The organism is Paenibacillus sp. QJM3NY_38 (assembly GCF_056173265.1).
This window is the reverse complement of record NZ_CM149665.1, coordinates 1,115,600-1,129,234: the sequence shown is the minus strand read 5'-3', so window position 1 is coordinate 1,129,234 and position 13,635 is coordinate 1,115,600. Positions and strand designations below refer to the sequence as shown.

Below are 13,635 nucleotides of genomic sequence, written 5' to 3'. Positions count from 1 at the left end.
AGCCCATGCAATCTTATTTCAGACTGCATGGGCTTGTGTATAAGATCTATGGCACTACGTTCTTGTTCTCCGGCAAAATCAATCGAGCTAAGGTGCATCCCACCACCCCGCCTGAACATCTCATTTTTATCGGCCCACAACAAAAGCCGAGCTTGTAAACCAAGCCCGGCATCTCATTATTCGAATGACCAGCAGTTCAGACTCAAACTGCCATATTGGTAAGATTGAAACAATCGCTTTGCCTTACGGCCGTTGTCGGCAGCACCCATTGCGTAGAACAAAGGGACAAAATGCTCCCGTCCATAAGAAGGGACAGCATCGCTGGCATGAGGCGCTTTTTTGTCAAAAGCAAACAGATTATTCAGATTCCATTCCGTCAGCTGCTCCGCGATCCATTCATCGAATGCAGCCGCCCATTCATCAGGCTCATCGCTCTCGTGCACCATCCGCAGATTGTGCACCAAACCGCCGCTCCCGATAATCAGGATGCCTTCTTCACGCAAATCGGACAGCATCGTACCGATGGAATATTGTTCGTGCGGCGAGCGCTTGGAGTCCACGGACAAGGCCACCACGGGAATATTCGCATCGGGGTACATTTTTCGCAGAATGACCCATACGCCATGGTCCAGACCACGGCCGGTCACAGCTTTGGCATGCAGATTGTTAGCCTCAAAACGCTGACGAATCTGAGCTGCCAGCTCTGAGCTGCCTGGAGCAGGATATGTGATCTTGTACATTTCCTCGGGAAATCCGTAAAAATCATGCATCGTGCCATGCTCGGCGTCTTCAGTAAGCCGCTGATCCGGATCGTCCCAATGGGCAGAAAATACAGCTATGCCCCTAGGCGTAGGCAGCTCCCGCCCCAACTGCTCAAGGAAGCGGGTGTACTCGTTGTCCTCCAGGGCCATCATCGGCGAACCATGGGCAATAAATAAAGCAGGTAACGTCATCGATGCCACCTCCAGCTTCAAAATCAAGGGACAACTCTATTGTACCGTTAAATCGCCCATTATGCCAAATAACTCCCTTAAATCATCCAGTGCTGCCATTCCTGCTGAATGTTCTCCTGCTCGTTCAACCAGTCCCGTGTCCGCTGAAGCAGCAGCTCGCGCTGTGGTCCGGCGGAGTACGTGTGATCGGCCTGGAAGATAATCTCCTTATCGCAGCGGCCTTCCTGGCGCATCCAGAACACTTTTTGGTACAAAAATGCGTAATCCACCGGAATGACCTCATCCGAGGTACCATGTATCACCAGCACATTGCCCGTAAACTTGATTGCTTCCTGGAAAGGCTGACCCTGTGCCAGCGATTCGAAAAAGACCGGGGTAAACGAGTACCCCAAATAATCGGCGGAACCCGACTTGACAGACGTGTCGTATACATCGCGACCGGTGATTTTGACGATATCGTTGAACGGATATCCTACCGCAGACCACAGGATCAGATTCTTCACCCGCCGATCCCGAACGGCGGTTTGCAGGGCGACGGCGCCGCCCAAGCTATGCCCGATGAGTGTGATGCGCGTCGGATCGACATCGGTGCAGCTGAGTCCATAATCGAGGACGGAACGCGTCTGGGCAATCATCGAATCGAGACCCTCGCTGCCATAATTGCCCGAGCTCTCCCCGCATCCGATGTAGTCGAACCGGATCACCATGTACCCGTCTTCGGCAAACGCACGTGCCGTTTTGACAAACAGCCGGTCCACGCCGATCCGGCTTCCAACGAAGCCGTGGCAGATAATGACCAGCGGGATCCGATTGCACCGGCCTCCTTGAGCCGCTTCCTTCAACGGGTAATGGATGGTTGCCGTAAGTTCCTCTTGATTATGCCGAATTGTAATTTGCCGCTCCATGCCGATTCCTCCTTGCGATAACACGCCGTAATCATAATATAAATAATTCCGATAAGTTTAATGTGAATTAATTAAACTTATCTTAGCATCGTGATTATGGATTGTCAACGCATGGCAGATCGACAAACGCGGCATATTTCTTCACGCCTGAATTAATTGTTCCTTCCAGCTTCGCGCCGCACCCTCAGCCCTACTCGTAGCTCTGGCGAAACATGGCATGGGTCTCTTCGCGCCCGCTCCAATCGTTCATCCAGGTCTTCCCGACGGGGTCGTTCTCCCATAAGCTTGATGCGGACAGATCTGTTTCATCACCCTCGGAGGCGTATCCCCCTTCAGGCTGGCCAAATCTCCCATCCGCTGTACTGCTGCCTGCAACAACCTCTTGCCCATTGGCCGGCACAGCGTCTCCCCCATGCAATTCATCGTCAAAAAAGTTAGCACTCACCTGAGAACTCCTCCTTCTTATCCCTAAAGTGATTAGGGTGTCGTCTATAGATTCAGAATGCTTATTATTGTGAAATAGGAACGGCGGAATTATACCTAGTTCACGAATACGACATGGAATTTTCAAGCTACCTTGCATTGCAAGTGTGTTGTTGGTATGATATATTGCATAACAAAGTAGTCGACAGTGACGTATTTGTAGGGTTCAAGGTGCATATTGGCTATGGCTATGGCTATGGCTATGGATGGCTATGGCTATTGACTATTCGGCATTAGCTATTGCCCATTCGACATTCGATCATTCGCCATTTGTCATTCTCATTCTTCACTCGTCATTCATCATTCCAATTGGCAGCCCCAGCCTCCATTTGCCCAACTACCTTGCATAGCAATATACTTGAAGGAGGATAATCCTATTCATGACCACCCAAAGTCAGATGCTAAAAGGCATTCTCGAAGGCTGCATTCTCTCGCTCATGGAGCATCGGGAGGTATACGGTTATGAGCTTAGCACGCTGCTGGAAGACAGCGGGCTAACGTTTGTGAGCGAAGGCAGCATTTATCCCCTGCTGCTTCGCATGCAGAAAGAGCAGTTAATCGAAGGGACACTTCGGCCTGCGCCCGGTGCAGGGGGGCCCCCACGCAAATACTACAATTTAACCGACAAAGGCCGACAGGTTCTTCAACAATTCAAGGGGCATTGGGGAACGCTTAAAGATAGTGTGGACCACATTCTAACCCGCGGAGGACAGTGAACATGAATACCAAACAGATGATTAAAGAGAACAATCGACTCCAGGATGCCATGAAACCAAACAACCTGAGCTATTACCAGGACATGGTGGTCTATATCCGCAGCAGCTCGGTGCAGGAGCAAAAAGGCGAGGAGCTGCTGCTCGAAATCGCCCAGCATCTGCTGGACGCCCAATCCAAAGGCAAAAGCGCCGAGGACGTATTCGGAAGCGATCCCGAATCCTACTGCAAAGAGCTGGTAGAACAGCTGCCAAAAATGAAGGGCCTCAGCAGTCTCCAATATCATCTCATGATCCCGTGGATTGCTTTAACCTGGTTTTTCTTCGTCCAAGCGCTGGTCGGGTTTATCACGATGTGGGCCGGGGGACCGGTTGAACGCATGACGCAGGTCCGTATTTCTACCCTGATTCTGATAGCAGGCGGTTCCTATGTGCTGATCCACGCATTGTTAAGATCGATGAAGAGCGACACCTTCAAGCCGGAGGAGGACAAGCGCAAGATTAATGTCCGCAACATGGGGATTTATGTCGCCATCACCGTATTGATTCTGGTTGCCGGCGTGTGGCTGGGGCGGCTGCTCCCGGTTCTGACGATTGCGCCATGGATCAGTCTCGTCATATTCCTGGTCGGAATCGCCGGGACGAAGCTTCTTTTTTCGAGCAAATAATACAAACTCGTCATGATTTCGCGGCTTGCGCATAACAAAATCTTTAATATTTTTTCGTATATTGTAAACTAATGTTCTATAGAAGATGATAGGATAAGGGTAATGTGTGGTAAGGGAGGAATATATATGTCAAAATCCAAAAAATCCGCGATTGCTGCCATCCTTGCACTTATTCTAACGATCCAGACCGGCGTCATCGCTAACGCAGCACCTGCATCCGTATCCCAAGCTGGTTCAACCGCAGTTTCAAGCAAAGCTACCGCCTTCGGCAATGCGGTGTACAACAAAGCGAGTAAACTTCTGAAGGAAACTGACGTGGCTTATGCCAAGGCTTACATCACCAAGCATATCCGCAGCGTTACCCCGTATCAGGCGACCCTGCTGGTGCTCAAACTGGAGAACGCGATGAATGATGCACTCCCGGCAAAAACCGATAAGGTGTATGAAATCGGCATTCAGGATAAGCTGATGAACCTGTACAAATTCGGGGAGCCGATTAACACGACCATTAACAAAGCCAAGGACGACACGCTTCGGAAGGTGCTCATCAATCTGCGGGACAGCGGCTACAGACTGTATACGACCGAAGGCGTCATCTTCCCGATTATCGACTATACGACACTGAAACCATATAAGCCTTACATCAATAAGGATCTTCAAGCCTACATCGACATCATGATTGTGGAGTCCGAGAAGCCTGCGGTCAGTGATGCCGCCTTGGTCATCCCTTGGTCCGAGGTCATTGAACGTGGACTCGCGCAGGAGGCTTTTATCACGACATATCCTAAATCAAACCGGACCGCTGACGTGAAGCTGAAGCTTCGTTTTACGGAGCTGAGTTTATTCTACGGTTATAACAATACGCCGCTATTCAAGTACGAGGACAATCTACTTGATCCGGAAGTGCGGCAAGCCTTCGATAGCGTACTCAAGGACAGCGACGCCGTCTCCAAAAGCGCTCTCCTGAAAAAGCTGAAGTCCTGGTCTGAAGTGCTTGAGAGTAACAAGGACAAGTTGACCCAGGAAGTGGAGCAGTATCGTGCGAAGGCGGTTCCGCTCGACTAGACGAACGAACCACAAATTCACCAACGTTAAACAAGATCGACAACCTAATGAATAGCTTATGAAAAAAAGCCGGATTCCCGTTTGTAGGAGAATCCGGCTTTTATACGTGGCCTGTGCCTATTTATCGTGGCCTGTTACCTCTTAAATCAGCAGATTGAACAGGTTCATGTTCTTGTTCAGCTCTGTATAATCCAGACCCTTGCGCTGCATCCGCTCTACCAGCGGACCGTAATCCTCGGGCCTTAACAGCTCGATGCCCACCAGGGCAGGCCCGTCTTCCTTGTTATGCTTCTTCGTGTATTCGAAGCGTGCAATATCGTCGTCGGGACCCAGCACTTCTTCCAGAAACTCGCGGAGTGCTCCCGCACGCTGCGGGAAGTTGATCATGAAGTAATGCTTCAGCCCTTCATAAATCAAGGAACGCTCCTTGATTTCCTGCATCCGGTCGATATCGTTATTGCCGCCGCTGATGATGCATACGACCGTTTTTCCGCGAATCCGGTCCCGGTTCATATCCAGCGCCGCCACGGCCAGCGACCCGGCAGGCTCTACAACGATTGCATTTTCGTTATACAGCTCCAGGATGGTGGTGCAGGCTTTTCCTTCCGGTACCGTCACGATGTCATCGACAAGCTCGCAGCAGATATCGTAGGTCAGCTGCCCGACACGCTTAACGGCTGCGCCATCCACGAATTTGTCGATCTCGTGCATGGTGACCACCTCACCCTGCTTCTTGGCCTCGATCATGGACGCTGCGCCGAGCGGTTCAACGCCAATGACCTGCGTCGTTGGGCTGACGGTTTTGACATATGTTGCTACGCCTGCGGCAAGACCGCCGCCGCCAATGGTGACAAACATATAATCAGCCGGAGCGTCCAGCTCCTCCATAACTTCCATCCCGATCGTGCCGTTGCCCGCGATGATCTTCGCTTCATCGAACGGGTGAATAAAGGTCATGCCATACTCATCACAAGCTTTGATCGCTTCAGCATAAGCATCGTCGAAGGTATCGCCTGTCAAAATGACCTCGACACTGCCCCCGCCAAAACGCTTCACCTGCTTCACCTTCTGATTCGGGGTTGTACTCGGCATATAAATCTTGCCTCTAATATTCAGCGCATTACAGGAGAAAGCCACCCCTTGCGCATGGTTTCCCGCACTCGCGCACACGATCCCGTTACCACGTTCCTCGTCCGACAAGCTGCGAATCATATTGTAAGCGCCGCGGATCTTGAAGGAGCGAACCACCTGCAAGTCCTCGCGCTTCAAATACACTTCGCAGTCATACTTGGCTGACAGCACAGCGTCGCGCTGCAGTGGCGTCCGCACGATCACTTCACGAAGCACGTGGTGTGCGCGTACGATGTCCTCCATGCTGACTGCCCGTTTTGCCGTATACGTCTCTTCCATTCTCTCGATCACACTCCCACTTCGCTGCCAGGTAAACGTTGATCCTTCCGCTACCCTCATTTACGTATTTCTATCATTGTATCACTTTTCATGAAAATATCCCGCCCTTTTCTGGCAAGCTTTCGTAAACTGGAGATATTTTCAAGATCAGGAAGCCTGAATTCCAGTCGAATTCAGACCGCCCGCTTCTCTGACGCATTCCGCGAAAGCGGCAAACGCCTTGCTGCGGAATGATTCATTGCGACGAAGTAGCCGGGTCGTGGCGCTGCGATACTCTTCCGGTACGGGGTAGGCCGTTAATCCTGGATCGGACCAAGGAATCGCCGATGCCGGCAGAAGCGCGCAGCCCAGCTTGGCCCGTACGCAACTGAGCATCGTTTCCAATGTGCTGATTTCGATCATGTTCGCTGCGGCGATCCCTTCGCTGCTAAGCCATTCTTCGTTAGACTTCCGGAACGGACATCCCTTGGGAAATACGATCCAAGAAGCACCCGTTAGTTCGAATGCCTTGAATGCCCCCTCTTCTTCGGATTCCTCCGACGAAGCGAGCAGCGACACCTCCTCCCGGATTTCCAGCTCGCTCACAAGCAGCGACATATCATAATCACCGGTAATGAACGCACCGTCCAATCTACGGCTGAGCATGCCTTCATAATGCTGTGGAGATGTTCCGCTAACAAGAGATAGCGCGACCTCCGGATAGGTTCGTTGAAAGTGGGACAAGGCCTGAATAAAGGATGGTGATGTCGCCATTGTCTCCACGACGCCGATCACAAGCGGACCGCATGGATAGGGCGGCTCCTTCACGGCGGCAACGGCTTCCTCAGTCATGTCTAGAATCTCCTTGGCATATCGATAGAGAACGAGCCCCTTTTCCGTGGGAGTGACTCCTTTGGGGTGCCTATCGAACAAAGGAACACCCAGCTCGGACTCCAGCTTGCGAATGCGCGCCGTCACGTTGGATTGCACATACCCCATCTTCTCGGCAGCACCTGATACGCTGCCTTCCTCCACGATGACGGCGATCGTCCTCAGATCCGTTAAGTCCATCCAGCACACCTTCTTGGTATCATTTTTTTTGATACATGTATTATTTTCTATCATTTTACAGTATAGACCATGCGAAATACAATCAGAACATACCCACTAACAAGCGTCGGTCGCCATAAGACTGATCAACCAATGAGGAGGACAAAACCATGCATTCATATCCCAACCTGCTAACCGAAGCTTCATTAGGATCTTTGAAATTGCCCAATCGGGCCGTACTCTCGCCCATGACTAGAACGAGCGCGGGGCCGAATGGCTTGGCAAACGACCGAATGGTCCGATACTATCAGAGATTCGCAAAGGGCGGGTTCGGTCTGATCATTACGGAAGGCCTTTATCCGGATGACGTACAGAGCCAAAGCTATCTCAACCAACCCGGCATGGCCAATGACCAGCAGGCCGCGTCCTGGAAGCCTGTCATCGAAGCCGTTCATCGGGAGGGAAGTAAAATCATTGCGCAGCTGATGCACGCCGGGGCCCTGGTTCAGCATGAGCGATTCATCCCGGTCGCGCCTTCAGCGGTGAAGCCGGTGGGCGCCATGCTTGAGGATCATGGAGGAAGCGGGGAATTCGCCACCCCTCGGGAGTTAACGCAGCCTCAGATTAAACAAACGATCCAGGATTTTGCGCAAGCCGCACTCCGCGCCAAGGCTGCTGGATTCGACGGGGTTGAAATCCATGCGGCAAACGGCTATCTGCTCGATCAATTCATAACCGATTACACCAACCGCAGAACGGATGAATACGGCGGATCCACGGAGAATCGGATTCGAATTGTCGTTGAGGTGTTGGAAGCCATTCGGGCAGCCGTTGGCCCGAATTATACCGTTGGCGTGCGGATTTCCCAGGGCAAGGTGAACGATTTTCATCATAAGTGGGTACAGGGAGTTGAGGATGCTAAGACAATTTTCGGTAAATTGAGCGGGGCCTCACCATCTTACATTCACACGACGGAGTACAAAGCTTACGCCCCCGCTTTCGCTGATGGCGAGACCACCTTAGCCGAGCTTGCCGCAACATACGGCGGCGTTCCCGTCATCGCGAACGGCAAACTCGGCGAGCCGGCGGTCGCAGAACGAATCTTGGCTTCTGGCCATGCGCATTTCGCTGCGATCGGCACCAGCGCCTTGGTCAACCCGGATTGGGTGAATAAAGCTCGGGCAGGGACAGAACTGCGGCCCTTTAATCACCAATTTCTGCAGCCCATCGCCACGATCAGGGAGGATGAGGTGCTTATATGAAGCGCACGAAAGCCGGGGTTATCAATCCCCCGGCTTTTGTGGTTTAGATTTATATGAAGGCGAATGAGGGCATGCCCTTCAGTCCATCGGAATCACGATGACTTTCCCCGTCTGTGTCGTTATTTCAATCTCACGCTGGCCAATCTCTACACCCAGACCCTTTGTTACGGTAACCATGGAAGGCTCTTCAACGACGTAAGGACCTGGATCGCCGTGTACAGCCGATATGAGCCAATGGGTTCCGGGTTCTAGCGCCGCCATCAACGTAGGAATGACGGTGCGGGGACGCAGGAGATTGGTATTGGCATGGGGATAGATGAGCTCTGCCGTATCGTAACCGAGCATGCCATAGATGGCGCTCGTACCGAAGGTGCCGGAAGCTGATGCTGCCCCTTCTCCCGCCATGGAGCTGTTTAGAGATCCCAAGCCTAAAGCAAACCCGCCTTCTGCAGCATCAAGCATTCTTCCCGTGCTGATCCGATGGATGCGAATATGCCAAGGGAGCCCCGCAGCTATCCAGGTCCGGACCTCCACGTCTCTCCACGGCTTCCATTGTGAATACAGCACATGCTCCTGAATCCATGTTTCTTCGCATAAGCGCTTGACCCGGAACAGCCGATCACCTTCGCTAAGCGCCAGCATGGAATCGTAAGCCCCCTGGGCCAGTCCCCATTCCGCCCTCGGAACGCTGAATGCAAAGGCGGTTGAGTAAACAAACTTCTCGTACTTGGCGGAAGTATGCGTATGCTCGTTCGTAGACGGATGGCCCGTATTGAACGCGGCCACATGGCCGGTCTGCTGATCCCGGCAAAACACCAGATGCGCTTGCTCCTGCACCGAAATTTCTCCCGTCTCCGGCAGTTCCTGCTCCTCGGCCGTCCAGAACGGATGCTCGTCCGGCAAAGCCAGGATCAGGAACGTCTTCAGCGACCAGTACACGGAGCCGGCCGCATTATAATTCTCCGACATGATCCGGTTTGGGTACGCGTAGCCGATCGTCAACACGCTGTCCCGGTCGAATATAGGCTGCTGAAACCACCATCTGAGATTTCTCAGGATCAGCCCTTTTAGCTCACCCGGACGAAACCCTTCCAGCCCGGCATAGGCCGCAGCCGACCAGAACGCCGACTGGGCAAAGCGGTACGTCAAGCTGCGCCCATAAGGAACGGCCGCCCCGTCGGGGGCAAACCAGTGAACGAAATCGCGGGCAAACAACGCTGCCCGCTCCCTGTAGCGCCCGGCGCGTTCCGGGTCCTCCTCTCCCATCAGCTGCGCATAGATCAGGCCGTAGAAGTGAAAGGCATACGGCACGTAATAATCGCTGTGCCCCCCGATTCCGTCGCTGTACCAGCCTGCTTCCAGATAAAATTCCTCAATGCGCTGGAGATTGTTCCCCAGCTGCTCAGCATCGTACGGCAAGCCTGCTTTGAGGAAGCCAACGTTGACAAAAACATGGAAAAATAGCCAATTGCAATCATGACAAGGGTGATAATTGATCTGATCGAGCCACTGGTAGAGGTTGGTCCTCTCCTTCTCGTTCAGCGGCTGCCAGATTCGCTCCGGAATGAGGGCGAAAGCCAATCCGAATACCGCCATCTCCACCAGCCGTTGGTCATAATCGTTCACCTTTCCCCAATACTCCGCATGCGTCGGATCCGTCCCTGAACGTATCCCTTGGAGAGACAGCTCCCACAGATCCCCATGGGATCCGCCGGCAACGGCGGGTACGAGTCCCCACAGGACTCGCGAGAAACCCTCCATCTCCGCAATATCGGCATAGGCGTCGGCTCCCGATCGTTCAAGGATTAATCGTGCTCGCCCCTCGCTGTACCTTTTATTCAGAGGCTCGAGCAGTTGGGTGAGTGCTTCCTGCACATCGTCTCTTGTTCGCAGCGGATTCCGGGCAACCGGATGGGTCAAGCCGCCATCGGGATTCCCCGTTGCCTGTATGCTCATCTTCCATTCTCACTCCATTTCCGGCATGCTTCTCTTATTCTGTAGAATCTACCTTACTATCCATTTCCCAGTGCTTCTTCTTCTCTTATCCTCTTACTCGCATGTACTTTTTTTACGTCATTCCCAGTAAAACGGCCCCTTCCCTCTCAGCCGCGCCACGCCTTCCACAAAGAAAAAGTCGCCATAAATTAAGGGCACGTCGATATTCCGTCCTTCCGGGTAATGACTGGTCCCATGAAGAATCAAGCCTTCCTCCCCATCGTTGTCCCATGTACCGTAATTCCGGTACAGCGATTCCAAAATCCGGACCGCGGATTCCCGGTATACGGCTGCCTGTCCCTGATCCACCTTGTCGGCCAGAAGCAGCAGCCCGCTGGCGGCGCAGGCTCCGGCGGACGAATCCCGGTAGATGCGGGCTTCATCCGGCGCGCGGAAGTCCCAGTATGGCACATGGTCTTCCGGAAGGTTCGCCAGGAAGAAATGCGCCACCGTTTTGGCGGTATCGAGGTATATCGACTTGCCCGTATGATGGTAGGCAAGCGTTAAGCCGTAGATCGCCCACGCCGTCCCCCTGGACCAGGCGGATTCGGGAGCAAAGCCCTGCCCGCCGATCCCTTCCACACGTTCACCGGTAACCGGATCGTATCGAACGATATGATATACGGAACCGTCCGGCCGGACGAAGTCCCGGACCACCGTGTCCATATGTGCTTCGGCAATATGCCGGTAGCGGGGATCACCGCTGATCTCGGAGGCCAAAAACAACAAGGGCGTATTCATGGCGCAATCGATGATGGCAAGCCCGGCGTTATCCTCCCCTTCCGACCATGGATTCCAGGCTCGAATATATTGGCCCTTCAGGTTGAAGCGTGCAGCCAGGTAGTTAGCCGCCTTGAGTGCGCGTACCTTGGACTCTTCGCTGCCGGTCAGCTTGTAGGAAGCCATACTCGTTAACGTCCACATGAAACCGAGATCGTGATCCAGTCGTACATATTGGTTCAGCACGTCATCCAAAATGAGCTCGCACTGCTCGGCGGTTGTTCTAAACTCCGCCCGGCCGCTGTCATTGTACAGAAGCCACAGCATCCCAGGCCAAAAGCCGGCCGTCCACCAATGCGGCGGCTCCAGCTGGTAGACTCCATTCTGGCTGGCATGCGGAAACCCCGCCCCAATCCGCGTTACGTTTCGCCGCGTCTTCGCAACCGACTTCTCCCAGGCCTCCGTCAACCAATCCAAAGCGATTTCTGTTTTCATTCCTCTCCACTCCTCTGTTCATATGAATTGAAATCTAAAGTCGATATTCGCATGTAAACCAGGGGTCTTCACTTTAAAATCAACGGCATACCAAGATGATTCCTGGCCGAAGTGGTCACGGAAGACATGGCTTGTCAGCTCAGGCTCGACAAGCCCGCTGTCATAGTGGATCAGCATGCCGGGCCTGTCATTTAAGGCCTGAACAACTTCTGATCCTCCTGCCTCTGCTTGCTCATAAGTACCCGGTGCCCGCAACCTAACAACCTGCCAGCCATCCATCAGCACCAGCTCGGGCTGTATCCTGGTGACGATCCGCTCCACCAGACTCTCCGGGGGTGAATCGAACGTAAACCGGTCGCTCAGCGTCAGCTCTGGCCGATTCCCCTTCTTGTTCCACTCCAGCGTCCTCGTGAATGCACGAAGCGCCGGAACCCGGTAGGCCGAGGTCAGCTCAAGCGCAAGCCGATCCACGGCTTCGCCATTCACCGCTTCGAGTACGACCGCAGCGCTATCCGGGCCCTCTCGCTGGTAATGGCCGTCGATAATCGGCACGGAGTGTCCTTGGGAGCCGTTGCAATCATAGCCATACCGTCCTTCGCCGAAATACTCCGCCGTGTACTCGCCGCAGCCGAGGTCCGAGCACCATACTTCCCCGGCGCCGTACAGAATAAAATGCCCGAGATCATTATGGTTGTGCGGCTCGCCGTTGCTGCCGCCCTTGGCGGCAAACGCGTACACTTCGTCTCCATGGGAGCTGCGAGAGATCAGCCACTGGGCATCAGGCAAATAATAACTCGCCTCTCCCCAATCGCTTCCCGCCAGCAAGGGGTTCCGCCAGATCAGGTTGCGCAAGGCCGGAGCCCAGCGGCTGCAATGGTCGTCGCGGTAAGCCGACCGGAGAGACTGCGGCGGAGACTCGAAGTCTCCGTACAATCCGGCCTGATAATGAGACAAGCCGATGTGCACCTTGCTTTCCGGTTGCGAATCGGAGAAGTTGACGACGGCCTTGCCTGCCAAAAAGCCCTTTTGCTGAAACAAGGCGATGCGGCCTACCTTCTCGGCACGGAACCAGTCCATTTCGCCTCGGGTGCGCTTGCGCAGCAAATCGGCATAATACACGAAATACCCGAACCCGTAATTCCAGTATCCCAGCCCTTCCAGACAAGCTCCATCGGGGCCAAAGCCCTGCAGATAATAGTCCATGCACCGCTCCGTCTTCAGCAGAATCTTCGCAAGAGATTCCCCTCTTTCCATAAGCAGCAGCGCGGCAGAGCCGATGGAACCGGCACAGACGGCAGACCAATTATGCGTCGCGGTCTCCCAGCCGTGCTCATGACTTAGGAAAGGGGTGAACAACCGCGCTTCAACCTCCTCCTCGATTCTAGAGATCAGCAGCGAAGGCAGATGGTCCCGCAGCAGCATGCGGATTTCGCTGAGGGTAAACCCGGTCTCGGCGCTGAACAGATCAATTGTCCCTTTGATGCCGCCCGGCGATTCCGCGTTCAGATGCGCCGGTAAACACCAGGTATACTCATCGCAGATGGACCAGATCATCTCCTGGAGAGCCGTCCGGTACCCTCCCCTATCAGGCTCGAGAAGGGTCAGCAGGGCAAACGTATTCAATCGGAGCCTTCGCTCGAAATAGACCTTCTCATAGTCCAGCCTCGTTCCATGCCGGGCAAACCGGGTGAATAAGTCATAGGTCAGGGGCGGATTCGGGACAGACAGCAGCCGTTCCCCTTCCTCGCGAATCTCGGATATGTCCTGCTCGTAATCTCCGCTTCGCCGAATGCCTTCCCAGAAGGATCTCTGGTCCCTGCCTTGGTAATACATCCGCCGATCGGCGGGAGCCATCCCGTTCACAATCGTTGTCAGCTTCTGCATCCTGTTCATCGGACTAAGGCCTCCTCCCCATTTCGGCGCCCGTTCAGACGCCC

Annotated in this window: 12 protein-coding genes; 4 read left to right on the top strand and 8 right to left on the bottom strand. The window is 53.8% G+C overall.

What is annotated here, in order from left to right; translation table 11 throughout:
- Positions 1-176: 176 nt before the first annotated feature.
- From AC0VZ8_RS04945 to AC0VZ8_RS04935, 3 genes are all read right to left on the bottom strand, one after another.
- Positions 177-953 carry a DODA-type extradiol aromatic ring-opening family dioxygenase gene (locus AC0VZ8_RS04945; RefSeq protein ID WP_216532955.1) on the bottom strand — a complete coding sequence of 259 codons (777 nt, stop codon included), beginning with the start codon at positions 951-953 and terminating at the stop codon, positions 177-179.
- Positions 954-1,030: 77 nt separating this feature from the next.
- Positions 1,031-1,858, bottom strand: a complete 828-nt coding sequence (locus AC0VZ8_RS04940; protein ID WP_071221519.1) for an alpha/beta hydrolase — start codon at positions 1,856-1,858, stop codon at positions 1,031-1,033.
- Between the two features lie 190 nt (positions 1,859-2,048).
- Complete coding sequence (locus tag AC0VZ8_RS04935; protein ID WP_475486198.1) at positions 2,049-2,303, bottom strand: hypothetical protein; 255 nt, start codon at positions 2,301-2,303, stop codon at positions 2,049-2,051.
- Between the two features lie 418 nt (positions 2,304-2,721).
- Here AC0VZ8_RS04935 and AC0VZ8_RS04930 point away from each other — a divergent pair, with 418 nt between their 5' ends.
- From AC0VZ8_RS04930 to AC0VZ8_RS04920, 3 genes are all read left to right on the top strand, one after another.
- Complete coding sequence (locus AC0VZ8_RS04930) at positions 2,722-3,057, top strand: PadR family transcriptional regulator (RefSeq protein WP_475486197.1); 336 nt, start codon at positions 2,722-2,724, stop codon at positions 3,055-3,057.
- Positions 3,058-3,059: 2 nt separating this feature from the next.
- Positions 3,060-3,722: a DUF1129 family protein gene (locus tag AC0VZ8_RS04925; protein ID WP_071221522.1), complete on the top strand. Its 663-nt coding sequence runs from the start codon at positions 3,060-3,062 to the stop codon at positions 3,720-3,722.
- A 126-nt stretch (positions 3,723-3,848) separates the two neighbouring features.
- A complete protein-coding gene (locus AC0VZ8_RS04920) occupies positions 3,849-4,787 on the top strand; it encodes a hypothetical protein (protein WP_475486196.1) in 939 nt (312 codons plus the stop codon).
- Between the two features lie 141 nt (positions 4,788-4,928).
- Here AC0VZ8_RS04920 and ilvA read toward each other — a convergent pair whose 3' ends face one another.
- Complete coding sequence (gene ilvA, locus AC0VZ8_RS04915) at positions 4,929-6,197, bottom strand: threonine ammonia-lyase IlvA (protein ID WP_071221525.1); 1,269 nt, start codon at positions 6,195-6,197, stop codon at positions 4,929-4,931.
- 147 nt (positions 6,198-6,344) lie between these two features.
- Entirely contained in the window at positions 6,345-7,247 is a 903-nt protein-coding gene (locus AC0VZ8_RS04910) for a LysR family transcriptional regulator (RefSeq protein WP_475486195.1), read from the bottom strand.
- A gap of 149 nt (positions 7,248-7,396) precedes the next feature.
- Between AC0VZ8_RS04910 and AC0VZ8_RS04905 the strand changes: the two genes are divergently transcribed.
- Positions 7,397-8,488 carry an oxidoreductase gene (locus AC0VZ8_RS04905; protein ID WP_475486194.1) on the top strand — a complete coding sequence of 364 codons (1,092 nt, stop codon included), beginning with the start codon at positions 7,397-7,399 and terminating at the stop codon, positions 8,486-8,488.
- A gap of 78 nt (positions 8,489-8,566) precedes the next feature.
- On the opposite strand, the gene AC0VZ8_RS04900 is transcribed toward AC0VZ8_RS04905, so the two are convergent.
- From AC0VZ8_RS04900 to AC0VZ8_RS04890, 3 genes are all read right to left on the bottom strand, one after another.
- Positions 8,567-10,444 (bottom strand): DUF2264 domain-containing protein, encoded by a 1,878-nt coding sequence (locus AC0VZ8_RS04900; protein WP_475486193.1) that lies wholly within the window; start codon positions 10,442-10,444, stop codon positions 8,567-8,569.
- A gap of 117 nt (positions 10,445-10,561) precedes the next feature.
- A complete protein-coding gene (locus tag AC0VZ8_RS04895) occupies positions 10,562-11,698 on the bottom strand; it encodes a glycoside hydrolase family 88 protein (RefSeq protein ID WP_475486192.1) in 1,137 nt (378 codons plus the stop codon).
- Between the two features lie 18 nt (positions 11,699-11,716).
- On the bottom strand, positions 11,717-13,591 hold the full coding sequence (locus AC0VZ8_RS04890) for a heparinase II/III family protein (protein ID WP_475486191.1): 1,875 nt from the start codon (positions 13,589-13,591) through the stop codon (positions 11,717-11,719).
- Positions 13,592-13,635: the final 44 nt, after the last annotated feature.